The sequence below is a fragment of the Muricomes intestini genome (genome assembly GCF_004346165.1).
Lineage (GTDB): Bacteria > Bacillota > Clostridia > Lachnospirales > Lachnospiraceae > Muricomes > Muricomes intestini.
Window position 1 is genome coordinate 106,129 of sequence record NZ_SLZZ01000007.1, and the last position, 21,929, is coordinate 128,057.

General features: G+C 44.6%; 17 protein-coding genes and 1 tRNA gene. 1 reads left to right on the forward strand and 17 read right to left on the reverse strand.

The window, feature by feature from the left end:
- Positions 1–74: 74 nt before the first annotated feature.
- From EDD59_RS06830 to EDD59_RS06860, 7 genes are all read right to left on the reverse strand, one after another.
- Positions 75–638: an anthranilate synthase component II gene (locus EDD59_RS06830; protein ID WP_132380284.1), complete on the reverse strand. Its 564-nt coding sequence runs from the start codon at positions 636–638 to the stop codon at positions 75–77.
- Complete coding sequence (gene trpE, locus EDD59_RS06835; RefSeq protein ID WP_132380286.1) at positions 635–2,113, reverse strand: anthranilate synthase component I; 1,479 nt, start codon at positions 2,111–2,113, stop codon at positions 635–637. The genes EDD59_RS06830 and trpE overlap by 4 nt, the downstream gene beginning before the upstream one ends.
- A 431-nt stretch (positions 2,114–2,544) precedes the next feature.
- The gene (locus EDD59_RS06840) at positions 2,545–2,838 is read right to left on the reverse strand and encodes a hypothetical protein (protein ID WP_132380288.1); all 294 of its coding nucleotides are present in this window, start codon (positions 2,836–2,838) and stop codon (positions 2,545–2,547) included.
- Between the two features lie 96 nt (positions 2,839–2,934).
- A tRNA-Leu gene (locus tag EDD59_RS06845) sits at positions 2,935–3,017 on the reverse strand.
- A gap of 83 nt (positions 3,018–3,100) precedes the next feature.
- Positions 3,101–4,375, reverse strand: coding sequence for a diaminopimelate decarboxylase (locus EDD59_RS06850; RefSeq protein ID WP_132380290.1), 1,275 nt, complete (start codon positions 4,373–4,375; stop codon positions 3,101–3,103).
- Positions 4,376–4,425: 50 nt separating this feature from the next.
- Positions 4,426–5,862 (reverse strand): pyruvate kinase, encoded by a 1,437-nt coding sequence (gene pyk / locus EDD59_RS06855; RefSeq protein ID WP_132380292.1) that lies wholly within the window; start codon positions 5,860–5,862, stop codon positions 4,426–4,428.
- 21 nt (positions 5,863–5,883) lie between these two features.
- The gene (locus tag EDD59_RS06860) at positions 5,884–6,714 is read right to left on the reverse strand and encodes a DUF1751 domain-containing protein (protein ID WP_132380294.1); all 831 of its coding nucleotides are present in this window, start codon (positions 6,712–6,714) and stop codon (positions 5,884–5,886) included.
- A 261-nt stretch (positions 6,715–6,975) separates the two neighbouring features.
- Between EDD59_RS06860 and EDD59_RS06865 the strand changes: the two genes are divergently transcribed.
- On the forward strand, positions 6,976–11,295 hold the full coding sequence (locus tag EDD59_RS06865) for a 2-hydroxyacyl-CoA dehydratase (RefSeq protein WP_132380296.1): 4,320 nt from the start codon (positions 6,976–6,978) through the stop codon (positions 11,293–11,295).
- Positions 11,296–11,431: 136 nt separating this feature from the next.
- Here EDD59_RS06865 and pckA read toward each other — a convergent pair whose 3' ends face one another.
- From pckA to nifU, 10 genes are all read right to left on the reverse strand, one after another.
- The gene (gene pckA, locus EDD59_RS06870; protein WP_132380298.1) at positions 11,432–13,036 is read right to left on the reverse strand and encodes a phosphoenolpyruvate carboxykinase (ATP); all 1,605 of its coding nucleotides are present in this window, start codon (positions 13,034–13,036) and stop codon (positions 11,432–11,434) included.
- 321 nt (positions 13,037–13,357) lie between these two features.
- On the reverse strand, positions 13,358–14,038 hold the full coding sequence (locus tag EDD59_RS06875) for an HAD family hydrolase (protein WP_132380300.1): 681 nt from the start codon (positions 14,036–14,038) through the stop codon (positions 13,358–13,360).
- A 102-nt stretch (positions 14,039–14,140) separates the two neighbouring features.
- Complete coding sequence (locus EDD59_RS06880; RefSeq protein ID WP_132380302.1) at positions 14,141–14,644, reverse strand: GreA/GreB family elongation factor; 504 nt, start codon at positions 14,642–14,644, stop codon at positions 14,141–14,143.
- Between the two features lie 8 nt (positions 14,645–14,652).
- Positions 14,653–16,194, reverse strand: a complete 1,542-nt coding sequence (gpmI, locus tag EDD59_RS06885; RefSeq protein WP_132380304.1) for a 2,3-bisphosphoglycerate-independent phosphoglycerate mutase — start codon at positions 16,192–16,194, stop codon at positions 14,653–14,655.
- Positions 16,195–16,368: 174 nt separating this feature from the next.
- Positions 16,369–17,118, reverse strand: a complete 750-nt coding sequence (gene tpiA / locus EDD59_RS06890) for a triose-phosphate isomerase (RefSeq protein ID WP_132380306.1) — start codon at positions 17,116–17,118, stop codon at positions 16,369–16,371.
- 15 nt (positions 17,119–17,133) lie between these two features.
- Positions 17,134–18,327: a phosphoglycerate kinase gene (locus EDD59_RS06895; RefSeq protein WP_132380308.1), complete on the reverse strand. Its 1,194-nt coding sequence runs from the start codon at positions 18,325–18,327 to the stop codon at positions 17,134–17,136.
- A gap of 107 nt (positions 18,328–18,434) precedes the next feature.
- Positions 18,435–19,448, reverse strand: a complete 1,014-nt coding sequence (gene gap / locus EDD59_RS06900) for a type I glyceraldehyde-3-phosphate dehydrogenase (protein WP_132380310.1) — start codon at positions 19,446–19,448, stop codon at positions 18,435–18,437.
- Positions 19,449–19,598: 150 nt separating this feature from the next.
- Entirely contained in the window at positions 19,599–20,417 is an 819-nt protein-coding gene (locus EDD59_RS06905; RefSeq protein WP_132380312.1) for a histidinol-phosphatase HisJ family protein, read from the reverse strand.
- Positions 20,414–21,484: a tRNA 2-thiouridine(34) synthase MnmA gene (gene mnmA / locus EDD59_RS06910; RefSeq protein ID WP_132380314.1), complete on the reverse strand. Its 1,071-nt coding sequence runs from the start codon at positions 21,482–21,484 to the stop codon at positions 20,414–20,416. Before mnmA ends, EDD59_RS06905 begins: the two co-directional genes overlap by 4 nt.
- Positions 21,484–21,927 (reverse strand): Fe-S cluster assembly scaffold protein NifU, encoded by a 444-nt coding sequence (nifU, locus tag EDD59_RS06915; protein WP_132380316.1) that lies wholly within the window; start codon positions 21,925–21,927, stop codon positions 21,484–21,486. Before nifU ends, mnmA begins: the two co-directional genes overlap by 1 nt.
- Positions 21,928–21,929 lie beyond the last annotated feature (2 nt).

Sequence of the window (21,929 nt, forward strand, 5' to 3'; positions counted from 1 at the left end):
AATCCATAAAATGATACCAGGGTCAAAAGGTCATGCGTTTCATGCTTGCATGAAAAAGCATGACTTTGGGAGCCCTACATCATAAAATTGTGTATGATTTTTGCGCCGTCGGGAGTCAAAATGGACTCCGGATGAAACTGCAGCCCGTATATGGGATATTCCCTGTGCTCCACCGCCATAATCTCCCCTTCCTTCGTCCGGGCCGTTATCTTAAGTACTGTGGGAAGACTTTCCTCTTCCGCCGTCAGAGAATGGTATCTGCCAATCAGTATATTTTCCCTCATCCCCTCAAACAATTTGCTTTTTCCATCCAACTGTGCTTCCGAAGTCTTTCCATGCATCAACCGTTCCGCATAAGTGATTTTTCCGCCAAAAGCCTGGCAGATAGACTGATGTCCCAGACATACCCCCAGTATAGGGATTTTCCCTGCAAGTTTCTCCACTGCTTCCACACATATTCCTGCATTCTCAGGCCTTCCGGGACCCGGTGATAAAACAATCGCTTCCGGTTTTATTTTCCGGATATCCTCCACAGTCATTTCGTCATTGCGGATCACCTTCAGCGAATCCCTCTCTGCCCCAAGCATCTGGTACAGATTATAGGAAAAGCTGTCATAATTATCAATTAAGAGTATCACTCTTCCATCCCTCCTCCAGCTCTTTCAATGGCTCTTGTTACGGCTCTTGCCTTATTCAAACATTCCTGGTACTCCGTCTCCGGTACGCTGTCCGCCACAATCCCCGCCCCCGAACACACATAGATGCATCCGTCTTTTGCATACGCCATTCTGATTGCGATACAGGTATCCAGATTTCCTGTAAAGTCAATATACCCGATTGCTCCCCCATAAACTCCCCGTTTACAGTCCTCCAGCTCATTGATAATCTGACAAGCGCGGATTTTCGGTGCCCCGGAAAGAGTTCCCGCGGGAAGAATCGCATCTATGGCATCCACAAAATCTTTATCCTTCCGAATTTCTCCCCGTACTGTAGAGCCTATGTGCATCACATGTGAGAACCGTTCAATACTCTGATATTTTTCCAACTCCACTGTACCGATTTTGCTTATTTTTCCGATATCATTTCTCCCCAGGTCCACCAGCATGTTATGCTCTGCCAGCTCCTTTTCATCAGTCAGAAGCTCCTCTTCCAGATGTAGATCCTCCTCATGCGTATCTCCCCGTTTCCTTGTCCCCGCCAGCGGAAATGTGTGAAGTATTCCGCCCTCCAGCTTCACCAGTGTCTCAGGAGATGCTCCTGCAAGTTCAATATCTTTACCGGAAAAATAAAACATATAGGGAGACGGGTTTGTACTGCGTAAGACCCGGTACACATCCAGAATACTCCCCTCCATTTCCGCTGACAGACGATTTGACAGCACTACCTGGAAAATATCACCCTCATAAATATAATGTTTTGCACACTCCACCATTTCACAATATCTTTCTTCTGTAAAAAGCGGCTGCAGCTCACTTTTCAACTTCAAAGGGGTATATGGCTTTGTTTCCTTGCTTTTCACAATCCCCTTCAGCCGCTCCAAACGTTTTAACGCTTTTTCATACTCCTGCTCCACGTTTCCGTCCAAGGACATACTCACGATCAAAATCATCTTCTGCCTCAAATTGTCAAATACAATGACTTGATCGAAAAGCATCAGATCCATATCCCTGAAGTGGGCTTCATCTTTTGCATCCAGCTTCAGTGACGGCTCCGCATATTTGATATAGTCATAGGAGAAATAACCTACCAGCCCTCCGGTAAAGGACGGAAGCCCTTGAACCTTCGGTGCCCGGTGCCTCTCCACAATTTCTCGGATATACCTTCCCGGATAAGAAGTTTCAAATTCTCTTACCTCGCCATCTTTAACACGGCACAGTCCATTCCTGCAGCTGATTTCCAACGTAGGCTCGAATCCCAGAAAACTATAGCGCCCCCACCTTTTTGCATCCTCCGCACTCTCCAACATGTAACAGTGATCACTGACATTTCGCAGCGCCTGCAGCACACCAATGGGCGTATACATATCAGAAAACAGCTCCACACTGACCGGCATGGTATGAAATTTTCCTACTGCCGCAAACTCTTCTGCTCCTTTTAAACCTGGATAAATCATACATTCTCCTTTCTGTCAGAGGTGTGAAAAGGGGTCAGACCCTTTTGAGCTCCGTTTTCAGAATATTCTGAAAACGCTTCCTGCATGATACGAAAAAAATCCGCCCCTGACATTACGTATTTAAAGTAATGTCAAGGACGGATTGAAAATTCAATTCGCGGTGCCACCTTGATTCACAGAGAATCCTCCCTGCGCGCTTAACAAGATACTATCATATCTCTGGCGACTGACGTACGCCCTACGTCATGCTATACTCGGCATCTCTGCCTTTCCCTCATGCCCTCAGCGGTCCATTTAACAAACTGCGTTTTACCTGAATCCCACCACCTCAGGCTCTCTGTGAATGCACGATATGTTGTTATCTCCGCTTCATCGGTTTAAATTATGAAATTACAGTTATTATATGCGTCTGGATATGTATTTGTCAATACTTAAATTTTTCTGGATCTGCTGCCATCAAAAATATCTGGTATGCCTATTTCCGGCAAACCTGTTCTCCCGTTTGAATCGGACAGCTGAGGACTCACCATTGCTTTTGACGTTTTCTTGCTTGCCATGGCCTCTTCTTTTGTCTCAAACAGTCTGTTTTCAGATAATTTCAATGCACCACAGGCGCCGATTAATTGCACAATATAATTCTTCCCCTGCTTGCTGACAACCTTCACCTGAACCACGTCCGAATTATCTTCCAAAATAAAACATGTATCGCCACGCTTGAATGTCATATTGCTCACCTCCCCGGCAAAACATAAAGAAACATTAATGAGTAACGAAAAAGTGCTATACACCCTGACAATTGGTACATAGCACTTTAGGTAAAATGCGGATGGAGGGACTTGAACCCTCACGAGGTCGCCCCCGCAAGATTTTGAGTCTTGTGCGTCTGCCATTCCGCCACATCCGCTCACCGGATTCGGAAAGCATTTCCGCTCGCCGAACCGATGCTTATCTTATCATATTCATAAGTATTTTGCAATAGTTTTTTGCCTATTTTTGGATTAGTTTTTTCCCAATTTCAAAACAATCAAATGTAGCAAAATAATCTGCCGGTGTCTCTGCCCGTCTGATAAGCTGTGCTGTGCCGTCCTCCCTCAGAAGGACCTCTGCCGATTTCAATTTTCCATTATAATTATACCCCATAGAATAACCATGGGCCCCTGTATCGTGAATAATCAGATAATCTCCTTTGGCAACCTTTGGCAGCATTCTGTCAATGGCAAACTTATCATTATTTTCACAGAGGGAACCCGTAACATCATACTGGTGGTTGCAGGGCTTGTCTTCCTTTCCCATGACTGTAATATGATGATAAGCCCCGTACATTGCAGGACGGATCAAATCCACAGCGCTTGCGTCCACGCCGATGTATTCTTTGTGAGTATGCTTTTCGTGAATTGCCGTAGTCACCAGGCAGCCATAAGGCCCAAGCATATAACGGCCCAGCTCTGTGTAGATAGCCACATCCCCCATGCCTGCAGGTATCAGAACCTGCTCATATACCTTGCGCACACCTTCACCGATAGCCCGGATATCATTGGGCTCCTGGTCTGGCGTGTATGGTATTCCGATTCCTCCTGAAAGATTGATAAACTTAATGTGAACCCCTGTCTCCTTCTGCAGACGGACTGCCTCTTGAAACAGTACCTTCGCCAGCATAGGATAGTAATCATTTGTCACAGTGTTGCTGGCAAGGAAAGCATGAATTCCGAAATCCCTTGCCCCTTTTTCTTTCAGTATTTTAAACGCTTCCAGCATCTGTTCCGTGGTCATTCCATATTTCGAATCACCAGGATTGTCCATAATGTCATTACTGATTTTAAACAATCCGCCTGGATTATAGCGGCAGCTGATTGTCTCAGGAATATGGCCGATTGTTTTTTCCAAAAAATCTATATGCGTAATATCATCCAGATTAATGATTGCCCCCAACTTATCAGCCAGAGCATATTCTTCGGCCGGCGTGTCATTGGAGGAAAACATAATGTCCCCCCCTCTTACTCCAATCGCATCAGAAAGCATCAACTCCGTATAGGAGGAACAGTCGCACCCACAGCCATATTCTCTTAAAATCTGGATCAGAAACGGATTGGGAGTAGCCTTCACTGCAAAATATTCCTTAAAACCTTGATTCCATGCAAAAGCCTCATTGAGAGCCTTCACATTTTCTCTGATTCCTCTCTCATCATAGAGGTGAAAAGGCGTCGGAAATTCCTTTACTATCTCATCAAGTTGTTCTTTCGTTACAAATGGCTCCTTCTTCATATATGCCTTTCTCCTTTACGTACTGCTATTCACCAGATTTCATCAATTCTTTACTCTATAGCCGCAATTCTCATCATATTGCTGATCCCACTTTTTTCTCTCTTCACATTTGGAGATGGAATTCCTGCAGTCAGTACAACCACATCACCACTTTCAACATATCGCTTCACATGGGCAACTTCAATAGCTCCCCGGCAAATGTCCTCCGTAGTATCAACTTCTATTGATTTCAGCGGCCTGACTCCCCAGTAAATAGCCATTCTGCGCAGCGTTCTCTCATTTGGTGTTATGCCGAGGATCTCCTGCCTGGGCTTCAATTTGGACACTACTCTGGCCGTAGCACCGGACACAGACGGGGTTATAATACATTTTGCATTTAAGTTTGCCGCCGCAAGTACGGAGGAGTAGCCAATGGCGCTGGACACACCGGTCTTCAGGTGGTCTCCCGCTTTTTCCAATATAAGGTCATAATCCAAATGCTGTTCCGAATTCTCAATAATGTGTACCATCATCTGCAGAGCTTCCAGAGGATATTTCCCCTGTGCTGTCTCTCCCGAAAGCATAACCGCATCGGTGCCGTCATAAACCGCATTGGCCACATCCGCAGCTTCTGCCCTTGTAGGGCGGGGATTGCGGATCATAGAATCCAGCATCTGCGTGGCTATGATTACCGACTTAAAATTATTATTGCATTTTTGGATAATCATTTTCTGCAGGTAAGGAACTTCTTCTGCCGGAATCTCTACACCCAGATCTCCGCGGGCTACCATAATTCCATCTGCGGCACGGATGATTTCATCGATATTTTGAACTCCCTCTGCATTTTCTATCTTTGCTATAATTGGAATATACGGTGCATGCAGCTCCTTTAAGTAAGCCTTAATCTCCAGAACGCACTCTGCATTTCTGACAAAAGAGGCCGCAATAAAGTCTACCTCCTGCTCCACACCGAATTTAATATCTTCTTTGTCCTTCTCAGTAATAGCCGGGAGCCTCACAGAAACATTGGGCACATTCACTCCTTTGCGTTCACCCAGCTCGCCCCCGTTTACGACGGAACAGATAATGTCCCGGTCTGTCTTGCTTATAACTTCGAGACCAATCAGGCCATCATCAATCAAAATAGTTTTACCTTTGTCCACATCGTCAACCAGACCTGCATACGTAATAGATACTCTCTGGCTGGTACCCTCTATCTCATCAGTCGTCAGTGTAAAAGTGCTTCCTGTTTCCAATATAATTTTTTTCCCGTCCTTTAACACTCCGGTACGAATCTCCGGACCCTTTGTGTCTAGCAGAATTGCAACATTGGCATGTTCTTCCTCCCGAAGTTGTTTTAATAGATCCATCCTGCCTTTGTGCTCCCGGTGATCACCGTGAGAAAAATTGAAACGTGCAACATCCATACCGTTTCGGATCAGTTTTCTCATCAATTCTCTGTCATTTGTATTTGGACCCATCGTGCATACTACCTTTGTCTTCTTCATATCTTATTCTCCTTGCTTGAATTACTGTACGTGCTGGTGCGTAAATAAATGCTCCTGGCAATACTCATAATTCCCATTACATTTTGAGCAGAAACGAAATTGCAGAGTCGGATCATCCAGTTCTGTCCGCCCGCACACCGCACACTTGTGGTGCGCCCCATTCCGATAATTCATATGAGGTTTGGCCTGCTGCCTAAACTTGGCTTTTCGGGCCTGCTCTTTGGGAGTATAGGGTTTCACATTCCTGCTGGAGAAAAAGAACAGTACAAAATTCAGAAGGGAAGATATAATCGCAACCCTTGTAACAATATTTCCCCGCGCCAGATCATATAAAATAAACACAGCATAGACAAGTGCCATCCATTTGATTTTAATGGGAAGAACAAAATATAAAAGTAATTCCATATCAGGATAGCTGGCAGCAAAGGCCAGAAAGATAGACATATTAATATAATACGTGCTGAAATAACCGCCCAGGCCTTGTACAACTCCACCAGTTATCAGGTAGAGGATAAAGGCACCGATAACGGTGAAAAGAATACCCGAAAAAATGTAAACATTATAACGGAACGCTCCCCAGGTGCGCTCTAATGCGGTTCCCAAAGAATAATAAAGCAGCAGCATGATAATCGTTGTAATAATATTCCCTCCGGGAGGTATCAGTATCCATGAAATAATCCTCCACACCTGTCCGGACAGTATACGTCCCGGCTCCAATGTCAGCCAGTTCAGAAACCCGGGCACAAGAGCATAAATTCCGTAACCGATAATGTACCCGCCAATTAAATATAAGGTCAGGTTATGAATAGCATAACGTCCAAATTTTTTTTCCAACTTATTCAACCAATTCACTAACAGTCTTCTCCTTATTTTTGATTTGCAAATTCTTTAGGTAATTGTACAGTTTGGACACCAATTTGTCAAACATATTATAAGTACCCGGATTCTGTGAAGATTTATAAACTTTGCACAAAAATTCCAGGAACGTTTATCATTATTGCGATTGTGTTTTTAAGCATCTTGTCGTATAATGTAAGTTGTTGTAAGATAAGAAAATACATTTAATAGGTAGTAACTAACATATACTGTTTTTAGAAAACGAGGGATATATTTATGAATTTAAATGAATTACATACTTTAGGAATCGACATCGGTTCCACTACTGTAAAAATTGCAATTCTAGATAAGGACAAGAAGGTCCTCTTTTCAGATTATGAGCGGCATTTCGCCAATATCCAGGAAACTCTGTCCGAGTTGCTGGAAAGAGCCATCCATAAACTGGGCGAGCTGCGTGTTTCACCGGTTATAACAGGTTCCGGTGGGTTAACTTTAGCCAAAAATCTGGGAGTTCCTTTTGTACAGGAAGTTATCGCCGTATCTACGGCCCTTCAGGACTATGCACCTCAGACAGATGTTGCAATTGAGCTTGGCGGTGAAGATGCCAAGATTATTTATTTCGAAGGCGGAAATGTAGAACAACGTATGAACGGTGTCTGTGCCGGAGGTACAGGGTCTTTTATTGATCAGATGGCATCTCTTTTGCAGACAGATGCTTCAGGACTGAATGAATATGCTAAAAATTACCATGCGCTGTATTCCATCGCCGCACGCTGCGGGGTATTTGCAAAATCCGACATCCAGCCATTAATTAATGAGGGAGCTTCCAAAGAAGATTTGGCCGCCTCTATCTTCCAGGCTGTTGTAAATCAGACCATCAGTGGTCTTGCCTGTGGTAAGCCGATCCGCGGGCACGTAGCATTTTTAGGTGGTCCGCTCCACTTTCTTTCGGAGCTGAAGGCTGCTTTTGTGCGTACTTTAAAGCTGGATGATGAGCACACCATCGCTCCGGACAACTCTCACCTGTTTGCCGCTATCGGTTCGGCCCTGAATTCCAAGAAAGAAGTAAATCTTGCTCTCAGAAATCTTCAGGAGCGGCTGGCCAAAAAGATAAAAATGGAATTTGAAGTAGACAGGATGGAGCCTCTTTTTGCCTCCACTGCTGAGTATGATGAATTTACTCAGCGCCACGCAAAACACCGGGTACCTGTCGGGGATCTGGCTGCTTACTCAGGAAAAGCGTTTCTTGGTATTGACGCAGGCTCCACAACAACAAAGGCAGCCCTGGTCGGGGAGGATGGCACACTTTTATACTCTTTCTATCACAACAACGATGGTGATCCCCTTGGCACTACAATTGGTGCAATCAAGGATATCTACAGTCAGCTGCCCTCAGATGTAGAAATTGTCCACTCCTGCTCCACCGGATACGGAGAGGCCCTGGTAAAAGCCGCTCTTCTGCTTGATGAAGGTGAAGTAGAAACCGTCTCTCATTACTATGCGGCCTCCTTCTTCGAGCCAGACGTAGACTGCATCTTGGACATCGGCGGACAAGATATGAAATGTATCAAAATCAAAAATCAGACTGTGGACAGTGTACAGTTAAATGAGGCATGCTCTTCCGGGTGTGGTTCCTTCATTGAGACCTTTGCAAAATCCTTGAATTATACCGTGGAGGATTTCGCCCAGGAAGCCCTGTATGCGAAAAACCCCATTGACTTGGGCACACGTTGTACAGTATTTATGAATTCAAAAGTGAAACAGGCACAGAAGGAAGGTGCTGAAGTCTCCGACATTTCCGCAGGTCTGGCCTATTCTGTTATCAAAAACGCACTATTTAAGGTTATCAAGGTTTCCGATGCCTCTGAGTTGGGGAATCATATCGTCGTGCAGGGCGGAACCTTTTACAATAATGCAGTTCTCCGCAGCTTTGAGAAGATTGCTGACTGCGAAGCCATCCGCCCTGACATTGCAGGGATCATGGGGGCATTCGGAGCTGCTTTGATTGCAAGAGAGCGCTACACCGAGTGTGAAGGGACCACCATGCTTCCGTTCGATGAGATTGAGGCCCTGGAATACAGTACCACTATGACCAAGTGCAAAAGATGTACCAACAACTGCCGGCTGACAATCAATCACTTTAGCGGCGGACGCCGTTTTATTACCGGAAACCGCTGTGAGAGAGGGCTTGGCAAGGAAAAATCCAAGAACAATCTGCCAAACCTGTTCGATTACAAAAGTCAGCGTTATTTCGGTTATACACCTTTGGAGGAATCAGAAGCGCCCCGGGGCGTGATTGGAATCCCCCGGGTTTTAAATATATACGAGAACTATCCGTTCTGGTTTACACTTTTCACAAAGCTGGGATTCAGAGTCGTATTGTCTCCCTCCTCTACACGGAAAATTTATGAGCTGGGAATTGATTCTATTCCGAGTGAATCCGAATGTTACCCGGCAAAATTAGCACACGGACATGTGCAGTGGCTGATAGATGAAGGAGTTTCGCGCATCTTCTACCCCTCCGTTTCCCATGAGAGAAATGAGTTTGAGGATGCCAACAATCATTACAACTGCCCGATTGTAACCTCTTATCCGGAAAATATTAAGAACAACATGGATCCTATTGTGCACAGGGAAGTAGATTTTATCCATCCCTTCCTCTCCTTCAAGAGTGAAGAGATTCTCTGCAAACGCTTGACAGAAGAGTTGTCCGGGAAATTTTCTATTCCGGAAAATGATATAAAGGATGCAGTTCACGAGGCGTGGAAAGAGCTGGAAGCATGCAGGGAAGACATGCGCAAAAAGGGGGAAGAAACAATTAAATTCCTGGATGAGACAGGTAACCGGGGCATCGTACTGGCCGGCCGGCCGTACCACATTGACCCTGAAGTCAACCACGGTCTGCCTGAACTTATAAATTCTTACAATATCGCTGTGTTAACCGAGGATTCTGTTTCCCACCTTCAGCCTGTCGAACGGCCGTTAAATGTTATGGATCAGTGGATGTATCATTCTCGTCTTTATGCTGCTGCAAATTATGTGAAGACAAAAGATAATATAGATCTGATTCAGCTGAATTCCTTCGGATGCGGCCTGGATGCCGTTACCACCGACCAGGTTGCCGATATTCTGACCCGCTCAGACAAAATATATACTTCACTAAAAATCGATGAGGTCAATAACCTGGGAGCAGCCAGAATTCGTGTCCGTTCCCTTCTTGCCGCTATCCGCGTCAGGGAGCAGCATGCCGCCCAGCGTGAGGTTCAGCCGTCTTCTATCAAAAAGGTGCCCTTTACAAAGGAAATGCGTAAGACATACACGATTTTATGCCCACAGATGTCACCTATGCATTTTGAGCTGTTAGAGCCTGCATTCCAGGCTTCCGGCTACAAGGTAGAGGTGCTTCCAAACGACAACAAGCAGGCTGTGGATGTAGGATTGAAATATGTCAACAATGATGCCTGCTATCCGTCCCTGATGGTAGTAGGACAGATTATGGAAGCCATTTTATCGGGAAAATATGACACTGACAGACTTGCCGTTATTATCAGTCAGACGGGCGGCGGGTGCCGGGCATCCAACTACATAGGCTTTATACGGCGGGCATTAAAAAAAGCAGGATACTCACAGATCCCTGTTATTTCTATTAACTTAAGTGGTCTGGAAGGAAACCCTGGCTTTAAGATTACGCCGGCCATGATCATCCGCGGGGCCTATGCCGCTGTATTCGGTGATATTTTTATGAAATGTGTTTACCGCATGCGGCCTTATGAAAAGGTACCAGGGACAACCAATGCTGCCCACAGAAAATGGGCGGAAGTGTGTAAAAAATTTATTTCTACCGGTTACCCCTCCAGGCGTGAATTCAAGAAACTCTGCCGTGAAATCATCCATGATTTCGATACCATAGAAACATTAAATGTGAAAAAACCACGTGTCGGAGTGGTGGGAGAAATCCTTGTTAAATTTCTTCCTGCGGCGAATAACCATCTTGTGGACCTGTTGGAGAACGAAGGCGCCGAAGCTGTAGTTCCTGATTTACTGGACTTTATGCTGTACTGCTTCTACAATCAGAACTTCAAAGTATCACATCTGGGATTTCCAAAAGCAAAGGCAGTTCTGGGCAACCTGGGAATTAAAGGTTTGGAATGGCTTCGTTCACCGGCCTCCAAAGCCTTTGAAGAAAGCAAGCATTTTGCTCCGCCTTCACACATTGAAAATACGGCCAAAGCGGCCTCCGAGATTGTATCCATCGGCAATCAGACCGGTGAAGGCTGGTTCCTGACCGGAGAAATGCTGGAATTGATTCACAGCGGAGCCGGTAATATCGTGTGCACCCAGCCATTTGCGTGCCTGCCCAATCATGTGGTGGGGAAAGGTGTCATCAAGGAATTGCGCCGGATATACCCGAAATCTAACGTGGTTGCCATCGATTTCGACCCGGGCGCAAGTGAGGTGAATCAGCTGAACCGAATCAATCTGATGCTCTCAACGGCCAATAAGAACTTGGAAAACGAAATAGAGGAAGCTAAAGTAGAAGCCACCGAAGCTCATCCGGCAAAAGCGCTGGGAAAAGCAGTGGCAAGCGGAATCTAAGATATCTCAAAGCGTGACATGTGCAAACAGAACACCGGCTTATGTAGGCTTTCAATAGAAATGCCCCAACTTCAACAAGGTTGAAGTTGGAGCATTTACCATTTAGTTTCAGATACTTCTTTTCATATTAAACTTTTTATTCCTGAGGACCGGCGGAAACTAAAGCCTTTCCAGCCTCATTCCCCCCATATTTTGCAAAGTTCTTAACAAATCTCTGTGCCAAATCCTTAGCCTTAGCTTCCCACTCGGAAACATTTCCATACGTATCCCGGGGGTCAAGAATATTAGAATCTACACCCGGAAGCTCAGTTGGAACTTCAAAGTTGAAGAATGGAATCTTCTTTGTAGGTGCGTTCAAAATATCACCATTGAGAATCGCATCAATGATACCACGTGTATCACGAATTGAAATTCGTTTACCTGTACCGTTCCATCCGGTATTTACGAGATATGCCTTAGCACCGCTCTCTTCCATTTTCTTGACAAGCTCCTCAGCATACTTTGTAGGATGAAGTGAAAGGAATGCCTGGCCAAAACAAGCAGAAAATGTAGGTGTAGGCTCTGTAATACCACGCTCTGTACCAGCAAGTTTAGCTGTGAAACCTGACAGGAAATAGTACTGTGTCTGTTCAGGTGTAAGAACAGATACCGGTGGGAGAACCCCAAAAGCATCTGCGGACAGGAAAATTACATCCTTGGCTGCCGGAGCAGAAGAAACCGGGCGGACAATTTTTTCAATATGATCAATAGGATAAGATACACGTGTATTCTCTGTTACACTGCCGTCAGTAAAATCAATCTTGCCTTCTGTATCTAATGTTACATTCTCAAGAAGAGCATCACGCTTAATTGCATTGTAAATATCCGGCTCAGATTCTTTGTCCAAATCAATAACCTTGGCATAGCAACCGCCTTCAAAATTAAATACACCATTATCATCCCAGCCGTGCTCGTCGTCACCGATGAGGAGACGCTTAGGATCTGTTGAAAGAGTTGTCTTTCCTGTTCCTGAAAGGCCAAAGAAGATTGCTGTATTTTTACCGTCCATATCTGTGTTTGCGGAGCAATGCATAGAAGCAATCCCCTTCAACGGCAGATAATAATTCATCATGGCGAACATACCTTTCTTCATTTCTCCGCCATACCATGTATTTACAATAACCTGTTCACGGCTTGTAATATTGAACATGATTGCTGTCTCTGAGTTCAGTCCTAACTCTTTATAGTTTTCTACTTTAGCCTTCGAAGCATTGTAAACAACAAAATCAGGCTCAAAGTCCTTGAGTTCTTCAGCTGTAGGCTTGATAAACATATTTGTAACAAAGTGAGCCTGCCATGCCACCTCAACAATAAAACGTATTGCCATACGTGTGTCTTTATTTGTACCACAAAATGCATCTACTACAAATAATCTCTTATCGGAAAGCTCCTCCAGTGCAATTTTCTTTACTGTTTCCCATGCTTCTTGTGAAGCCGGCTTATTATCGTTCTTAAATTCATCAGAAGTCCACCACATAGTATCTTTTGAATTCTCATCTAACACAATGAACTTGTCTTTGGGCGAACGACCTGTATATTCACCCGTCATTACGTTAACTGCACCAAGCTCACTTTCCTGTCCTTTTTCGAATCCTGCAAGCTCTGGTTTTGTTTCTTCTTCAAATAATTGTTCATAAGAAGCGTTATACACAATTTCTGTTGTTCCGGAAATACCATACTTGCTTAAATTGATTTCTTCCATATTACCTTCAACCTCTTTTCTTTTATTTTGTAATTTGATCAGCACCTGCAAATGCAGGATTTAAGGTGCCTAAGTAAGAATTAAAAAAGAATCAAAATCTCCCGCATTATAATTATACATGATTTGCCAAGAAAATCAATAAAATATTCAAACAATGATAAAAATTTGTCATATTTAATCAATATTCCAGCTTTTCCGACAGCATCTTTAAATACATTAATCTAAAGATACCAGGGTCAAAAGGTCATGCGTTTCATGCTTGCATGAAAAAGCATGACTTTAGGATTGCGGGAGCACAAAGTGCGGAGCAATCCGTAGGTATCAGGGGGCAAAATACCTTTTGACCCCTACATCATCTAAAATATATTCTGCTGCTTCCATGGGCTCATCTATAATGATATCTGCTCCTGCATTTTCCAGTTCTTCTTTGCTCCCATAGCCGTACAGCACACCCATGGAGCAGATTCCTGACTCTTTTGCCCCTTTGATATCATAGTCTCTGTCCCCTATCATTATGGTACTGCTCCGATCCTGTATTTGGCATTCTTCCAGAACATATTCTATAACTTCCGATTTCTTCGTCCGGGTTTCATTCATCAGACTGCCTCCCATAAAATCAAAATACTCGGAAAGGTGATAGTGATCCGCTATTATTCTGGCAAAATACTCAGGCTTGGATGTGGCCATAATTATGGTCTTCCCTGCTTGTTTCAAGGTTTGAAGCAGCTCAGGAATTTCCTCATAAACCTCATTTTCAAAAATCCCTTTTTCCTTATAATATTCCCTGTAGAACTCAACAGCCCTGCTGCTCTCCTTCTCCGAAAAGCCGCAGTACCACTTAAACTGCTCCTTCAAAGGTGGCCCGATAAAGCTGCGGAGACCGTCTGGGTCACTTACTTCTATCCCACATTTTTTCAGGGCATATTTTACGCTGTTTATAATCCCCGGGCCGGAATCGGTCAAGGTCCCATCCAGGTCAAACAAAACTGTTTTAATTTCCATATGTCCTCCTATTTAATATCTGACTATTTTGCGTATTTACATATTTTTTGCAGTTGTTTAAAACAACTGCAAAAACGGAGTTCAAAGGGGACAGTCCCCTTTTTAAAATTCTCTGATTTTATCGTTTTCTTCATTTTGGGTTTTTATGATTTTGCGGATTACTACGTAATATCCGAAATCGTTGTTTACTTTTACGTAGACTCTGTCGTTTAGTTTATGTCCCAGTATTGCTTTTCCGATGGGGGATTCGATGCTGATGCGGCCGTCGATGGAGTTTCCCCGCACAGATGTGACCAGGCGGTATGTTTCTACCTCGTCATCATCTTCGCAGTACAGTTCTACTGTGTTATTGATTCCGACCTCATCCTCACGGGAGGTGTCCTGCACAACCACAGCGGTCTTGAGCATTCTCTCCAGATAGCGGATACGGCTCTCATTTTTGTTTTTATCTTTTTTTGCCGCATGATATTCAAAGTTTTCGCTTAAATCTCCGTGGGCACGTGCCTCTTTTACAGCCTCTATAGCCTGTTTGCGCACCACCAGTTTACGGTGTTCGATCTCCTCCTGAATCTTTTTCACATCACTTTTGGTCAGTTTCTCATACATTTACTTCATCAGTCCTTTATCAACAAAGATTTTCCTGTCATTTCTTTTGGCTGTTCCATTCCCATTAATTCTATCAGTGTAGGCGCAATATCTGCCAAGCAGCCGCCTTCTCTTAGTTTGTACACCGGGTCAGCATTTACAAGAATGAACGGCACCGGATTGGTCGTGTGAGCAGTGAACGGTTCTCCTGATTCATAATCGGTCAGCTGTTCTGCATTTCCGTGATCTGCACAGATGAACATCTGCCCGTTCACTTCCTTCACGGCCTCAACGGCTCTTCCCACACACTCGTCAACAGTCTCTATCGCCTTAACTGCTGCTTCCTCGACTCCGGTATGGCCAACCATATCCGGGTTGGCAAAATTTATAATAATCACATCATATTTTTCGGATTTGATTGCTTCTACCAGCCTGCTGCACACTTCATAGGCACTCATCTCTGGTTTTAAATCATATGTGGCAACCTTAGGAGATTTTACAAGAATTCTGTCTTCACCCTCATTTGGTGCTTCCACTCCACCGTTGAAAAAGAACGTAACATGGGCATATTTTTCTGTCTCAGCAATACGGGCCTGTGTTTTATTATTTTTAGCAAGAAATTCTCCAAATGTGTTTGTAATTTCTTCCTTTTCAAAGGCAACCAGTTTATTTTCGATTGTAACATCATAATTCGTAAAGCATACAAAAGTAGTCTTCACACGGGGGCCTCTATCAAATCCCTGAAAATCATCATCACAGAATGTTCGTGTAATCTCCCTTGCTCTGTCGGGGCGGAAATTAAAGAAGACAACAGAATCCCTGTCCCTAATTGTGGCAACAGGTGCGCCGTCTTTCACAACGACAGTAGGCAGTACAAACTCATCTGTAACATCCTTATCATAGGAGGCCTGGATTCCAGCCGGCCCTGATTGTGCAGTCTCTCCCTCCCCCTTCACAAGAGCCTTATATGCCCTTTCTACTCGGTCCCAGCGGTTATCCCGGTCCATCGCATAATAACGTCCCATAACGCTTGCGACTTCCCCTGTGCCGATTTCTTTCATCTTTGCTTCCAGCTGCTCCACATATTCTTTCCCGGAAGCCGGCGGTGTATCACGTCCGTCCAGGAAACAGTGTACATAAACCTTCTCAACCCCCTGTCTTTTGGCAAGTTCAAGCAATCCGTAAATATGCTCGTTGTGGCTGTGTACCCCTCCGTCGGAAACAAGGCCCATAAGGTGCAAGGCCGAATTATTTTTCTTCACATTCTCGCATGCTGCAAGAAGTGCCTTATTTTCAAAGAAGCCGCCGTCTTGGATGGACTTCGTAATCTTCGTCAGTTCCTGGTATACAATACGTCCGGCTCCCATATTCAAATGTCCGACCTCGGAATTTCCCATCTGTCCATCTGGAAGCCCCACTGCCATGCCGCTGGCATAGCCCTTTACAAACGGACACTCTTCCATTAATTTATCCACAATGGTCGTCCTGGCCTTGGCAACAGCATTCCCCTGTTCTTTATCATTTAATCCATATCCGTCCAATATCATCAACACCGTAGGTTTCTTGCTCATATCAGTTCTCCTTCACTTATATATCCTGCGTTACAGTTCAGCAAAATCGAGCTTGGCTGCAATATTGCAAATTCAGCCAAGCTCGATTTTTCTCGTGAATTTCCTCTTGTTTGCTGCCCCATTGGCTTCCAGACAAACTATTTTGCTAAATGTCAATGAGAGAGTTCACTAGCTTTATTTATAGTTCACGATTTTTCCAAATTCAGCTTTCAGGGATGCTCCGCCTACAAGTCCGCCGTCTATGTCGGGCTGTGCAAATAATTCCGGAGCTGTAGCTGCATTTACGGAGCCGCCGTATTGGATGCGGATTGCATCTGCGGTTGCTTCATCATAAACTTCTGCGATACATGCGCGGATTCCTGCGCAAACTTCCTGAGCCTGAGCTGTAGTAGCGGTCTTTCCTGTTCCGATTGCCCAGATAGGCTCATAGGCAATGACTGCAGTTTTAGCTTGGTCTGCGGTCACATTCTGGAAGCCAACCTTTACCTGCTGACGGATAAAGTCCATAGTCACGCCCTGCTCTCTTTGCTCCAGTGTCTCTCCACAGCACATGATTGGTGTAATATTGTGCTCAAATGCTTTCAGCATCTTCTTATTTACATCTTCATTTGTCTCACCGAAATATTCTCTTCTCTCGGAATGTCCGAGAATAACGTACTTTACGCCTGCATCAACAAGCATTGCCGGAGAAATTTCTCCTGTGTAAGCACCGCTCTCCTCAAAATACATATTTTCAGCTCCGACTTTGATACTGCTTCCTTTTACCGCCTCGGCAACAAGAACAATGTCGATTGCTGGTACACAAAATACAACATCTACATCTTCATTTGCTACTAATGGCTTTAATTCTACTGCCAGTGCAACTGCCTCACTGGGAGTTTTATTCATTTTCCAGTTTCCTGCAATAATTTTCCTTCTTGCCATAATATGGCCTCCTTTTTACTTGTCGTTAGCTGCTGCCACGCCCGGGAGCTCTTTTCCTTCCAGGAATTCGAGGGATGCTCCACCGCCTGTGGAAATATGTGTCATCTTGTCTCCATATCCCAACTGATTTACTGCTGCCGCAGAATCTCCTCCGCCGATAATTGTAACAGCATCTGTCTCAGAAAGTGCCTTTGCCACTGCCTCTGTACCTGCCGCAAATTTAGGCATTTCAAAGCAGCCCATAGGTCCGTTCCAGACAACTGTCTTAGCCGTCTTTACTGTGTCAGCATATAATTTTGCTGTCTCAGGTCCAATATCCAGTCCCATCCAGCCATCTGGAATAGCACCTTCCTCTACTATTTTTGAATTTGCATCGTTGGAAAAAGCATCTGCAACCACATGATCGGTAGGAAGGAGAAGCTTCACACCCTTTTCTTTTGCCTTTTTTATCATGTCAAGTGCATATTTACAGTAATCTTCCTCCAGAAGAGAACTTCCCACACTGCCACCCTCTGCCTTATTGAATGTATAGGCCATTCCGCCTCCGATGATGAGTGTATCCACTTTATCCAGAAGATTCTCAATAACGGAAATTTTGCTGGATACCTTGGACCCGCCTAAGATAGCTACAAAAGGTCTTTCCGGGTTTTCTACGGCGTTGCCAAGGAAATCAATTTCTTTTTGCATCAGATATCCCACTACCGCTGTATCAACAAACTGGGTGACACCCACATTAGAGCAGTGTGCACGATGGGCTGTTCCAAATGCATCATTCACAAATACATCACAGAGAGAAGCCAAATCCTTGCTGAAGGCCTCGCCGTTCTTTGTCTCCTCCGCTCTGTAACGTGTGTTCTCCAGAAGAATAATATCTCCGTCTTTCATAGCTTCCACTGCAGCTTTTGCATTCGGTCCCACTACTTCAGGATCTGCCGCAAACTTTACTTCCTGTCCGAGCAGTTCCGATAACCTGGCTGCCACCGGTGCAAGGGATAACTCTGGAAGTGGTTGCCCCTTCGGCTTGCCAAGGTGAGAACAAAGAATTACTTTGCCGCCGTCCGCAACCAGCTTCTTAATCGTAGGCAGTGCCGCCACAAGACGGTTCTCATCTGTAATCTTGCCGTCAATCAACGGCACATTAAAGTCACATCTTACAAGAACTCTTTTGCCCTTTACATTGATATCATCCACTGACTTTTTATTAAGCATACTATTTGCCTCCCTTTTCCTATTACATAAGAAAAAGGTCCGGTCCCATATCAGGCCGGACCCCTCGTGAGTCTATTCAGAACCAAGTTTGAAAACCTATAGTTTCCTCACAGTAAGGTTCCAAAGTGTTTGATTGTTCTTACCATCTGGCTTGTGTAAGAATTCTCATTGTCATACCAGGATACAACCTGTACTTCTGTTGTTCCGTTGTCCAATGGAAGAACCATTGTCTGGGTAGAATCGAATAAAGAGCCAAATCTCATTCCGACCACATCGCTGGATACGATTTCATCTGTGTTGTATCCGAAAGACTCGTCGGATGCTGCCTTCATGGCTGCATTTACATGGTCAACTGTTACATTGCCTTCTACTACTGCTGTCAGGATTGTTGTGGAGCCTGCCGGGGTAGGAACACGCTGTGCTGATCCGATCAGCTTGCCGTTCAATTCCGGGATAACCAGACCGATTGCCTTTGCTGCACCTGTGCTGTTTGGCACGATGTTGATAGCACCTGCACGAGATCTTCTTAAATCGCCTTTTCTCTGCGGTCCGTCCAGAATCATCTGATCGCCTGTGTATGCATGGATTGTGCACATAATACCTGATTTAATCGGTGCAAGGTCATTCAGGGCCTTTGCCATAGGTGCAAGGCAGTTTGTTGTGCAGGAAGCTGCAGAAATGATATTGTCCTCTTTTGTCAGTGTCTCATGGTTTACATTGTATACGATAGTAGGAAGGTCATTTCCGGCCGGAGCAGAGATAACAACTTTCTTAGCGCCTGCTTTGATATGAGCTTCTGCTTTTGCCTTAGATGTATAAAAGCCTGTACATTCCAGAACTACATCTACGCCAATCTCTCCCCATGGAAGTTCTTCAGCGTTAGCCTTTGCGTAAATCTTGATTTCCTTTCCGTCAACTTTGATGGAGTCTTCCCCTGCTGAAACTGTGTCAGCCAGTGCATATGTTCCCTGTGTAGAATCATATTTTAATAAATGAGCCAGCATAGTGGGAGATGTCAAATCGTTGATTGCAACTATCTCATACCCTTCTGCTCCGAACATCTGTCTAAATGCAAGACGTCCAATACGTCCAAATCCATTAATCGCTACTTTTACTGCCATGATTAATTCCTCCTAAAGTTTAAAAGTTGTCAACTGGTATACAGTCTTTTATTGTGAAATCCCTAGACAAAACAGCTATTTGTTAAAGATTCATCAACTACGGTTTATTGTACTAAATGGGAAACAAAAATTCAAGTGGTAAATGCATTTTTATGGAAGTTGTTTAAAAATCAGTTTTCTGCCTTTAAATTCTGTGTAGTATTTAAAACCGCACTCTTTCAGGATACCACCGGCCTGCTGGAAATCATAGGCGATATGTTCCGGCTTATGGGCATCTGCCCCGATGGTAATGATTTCCCCTCCCAGTTCATGGTAACGTCTGATAATATCTGGATGAGGGTGGCAGAAGCCAAGGCCATACTTAAATCCCGATGTATTCAGCTCAATCCCTTTTCCCATTTCAATGATTTTTTTCAGAATTTCATCTAAAAGATCGGCATATTTGTCATAACTGTAGCTCCGGGCCTGATGCCGTCCGTAACGCACTACATAATCAATATGTCCCAGCACATCAAAGGCTTTCACTTCATTCAGATTTTCAAGAGTTACAAGAAATGCTTTCCGGTAAAATTCTTCATCCGTATATCCGCTCAGGGTTTCCTCATAATAGGGGTCTTTTCTTTCAATCAGATGAACAGAACCAATCACGAAATCAAAGGGATATTTCTGTGTAAGCTCTTCAAAATATTTCCCAAGATGCGGCTGCAGGCCAATCTCAATGCCAATCCGCACATCAATTCTGTCCTTGTACTCTTCTTTAAGGGTGCTTAAGACTTCAAAGTACTCGTCCACATCAAACATAAATTCCGGAGCTTTTGCATGTTCACAGATTGGATAGTCCTTATCATTGTGATCGGTAATGCATATTGTGCGAAGTCCCTTTTGAATGGCTCCCTCTATCATGTCCCTTGGCGGTGTATCGCAGTCAGAAGAAAAGTCTGTATGCATGTGGAAATCACAATCAATCATAATATGGTTCCTCCTCCCAATATATACTCTCCGTCATAAAATACAACAGCCTGCCCGGGAGTCACTGCTCTCTGCGGCTCCTCAAATGTGCAGAGCACCTCATCGTTCCCCGTCTTTTCCACTGTACACCATGCTCCTCTGTGATTATATCGGATTTTAGTCCAGACACGCAAAGGCTCTTTTAAGTCCTCTACAGACATAAAGTTCAGCCGATTTGCTTTTAGCACAGTAGTCATAGATTCTTCTGATGTTCCAAGTACTATCTCGTTAGTATCCGGACGTATCTCCAGGACAAAAGCCGGATAGCCCAGGGCAAGCCCCAGACCTTTTCGCTGCCCCACCGTATAATGTGTAATCCCTTTATGGTGGCCCAGAACATGCCCCTCCCGATCAACAAAATTCCCTTCCGGTATAAGTACCCCTGCATTTTCCTCTATATAAGCAGCATAATCGCCGTCAGGTACGAAGCAAATGTCCTGACTGTCTGGCTTATTTGCAACTCTGAGATTGATTTTTTCTGCAATGCGGCGCACCTCATCCTTGGAATATTCCCCCACCGGCATCAATGTATGCTTCAGCTGTTCCTGGGTCAGGTTATAAAGTGCATAGGTCTGGTCCTTTTCAAGTGTGGCGGACTGACGCAGAGTATAGCGCCCATTTTCGAGCTCCACAACTCTGGCATAGTGACCGGTTGCTATATACTCGGCCCCAATAGACATACTGCGTTTGTAAAGGGACTCCCATTTTACGTACCGGTTGCATGCGATACAGGGGTTCGGTGTCCTCCCCTGTAAATATTCCCCTACAAAATAATCAATAACATTCTCCTTAAATTCCTGTTTAAAATTCATGACATAATAGGGAATTCCGATGTCTGCAGCCACCCTTCTTGCATCGTCCACTGCACTCAGGCCGCAGCAGCCTCCGTTTTCTTCCTGGACAGCCTGCTCCTCGTCCTGCCATATTTGCATGGTTACACCGGTCACGTCATATCCCTGCTCTTTCAGGAGATATGCCGCTACCGAAGAATCCACTCCACCGGACATCCCGACTACTACCTTGCTCATTAGTACTCCTCTGCCTCGTCTTCCTCGCCCTCGTGGATATCTGATTTCGGCTTTTCCAGACCTTCAATCTTAATTCCATTTTTCTCTGCATAATCCCAGAGAGCGGCATGAATAGCCTCCTCTGCCAGCAAAGAGCAGTGTACTTTCACCGGCGGAAGCCCGTCCAGCGCTTCCATAACTGCCTTATTTGTAATCTGCATTGCATCCTGGACATTCTTTCCCTTTACTAATTCAGTTGCCATGCTGCTTGTAGCCACCGCTGCGCCGCAGCCAAAAGTCTTAAACTTTACGTCCCTGATAATCTGATTTTCATCGATGTCCAGATAAATTCTCATGATATCTCCACATTTTGCGTTTCCTACAGTTCCGACACCGCTGGCATCCTCTATTTCTCCTACATTTCTCGGATGCTGAAAATGATCCATCACTTTTTCTGTATACATTT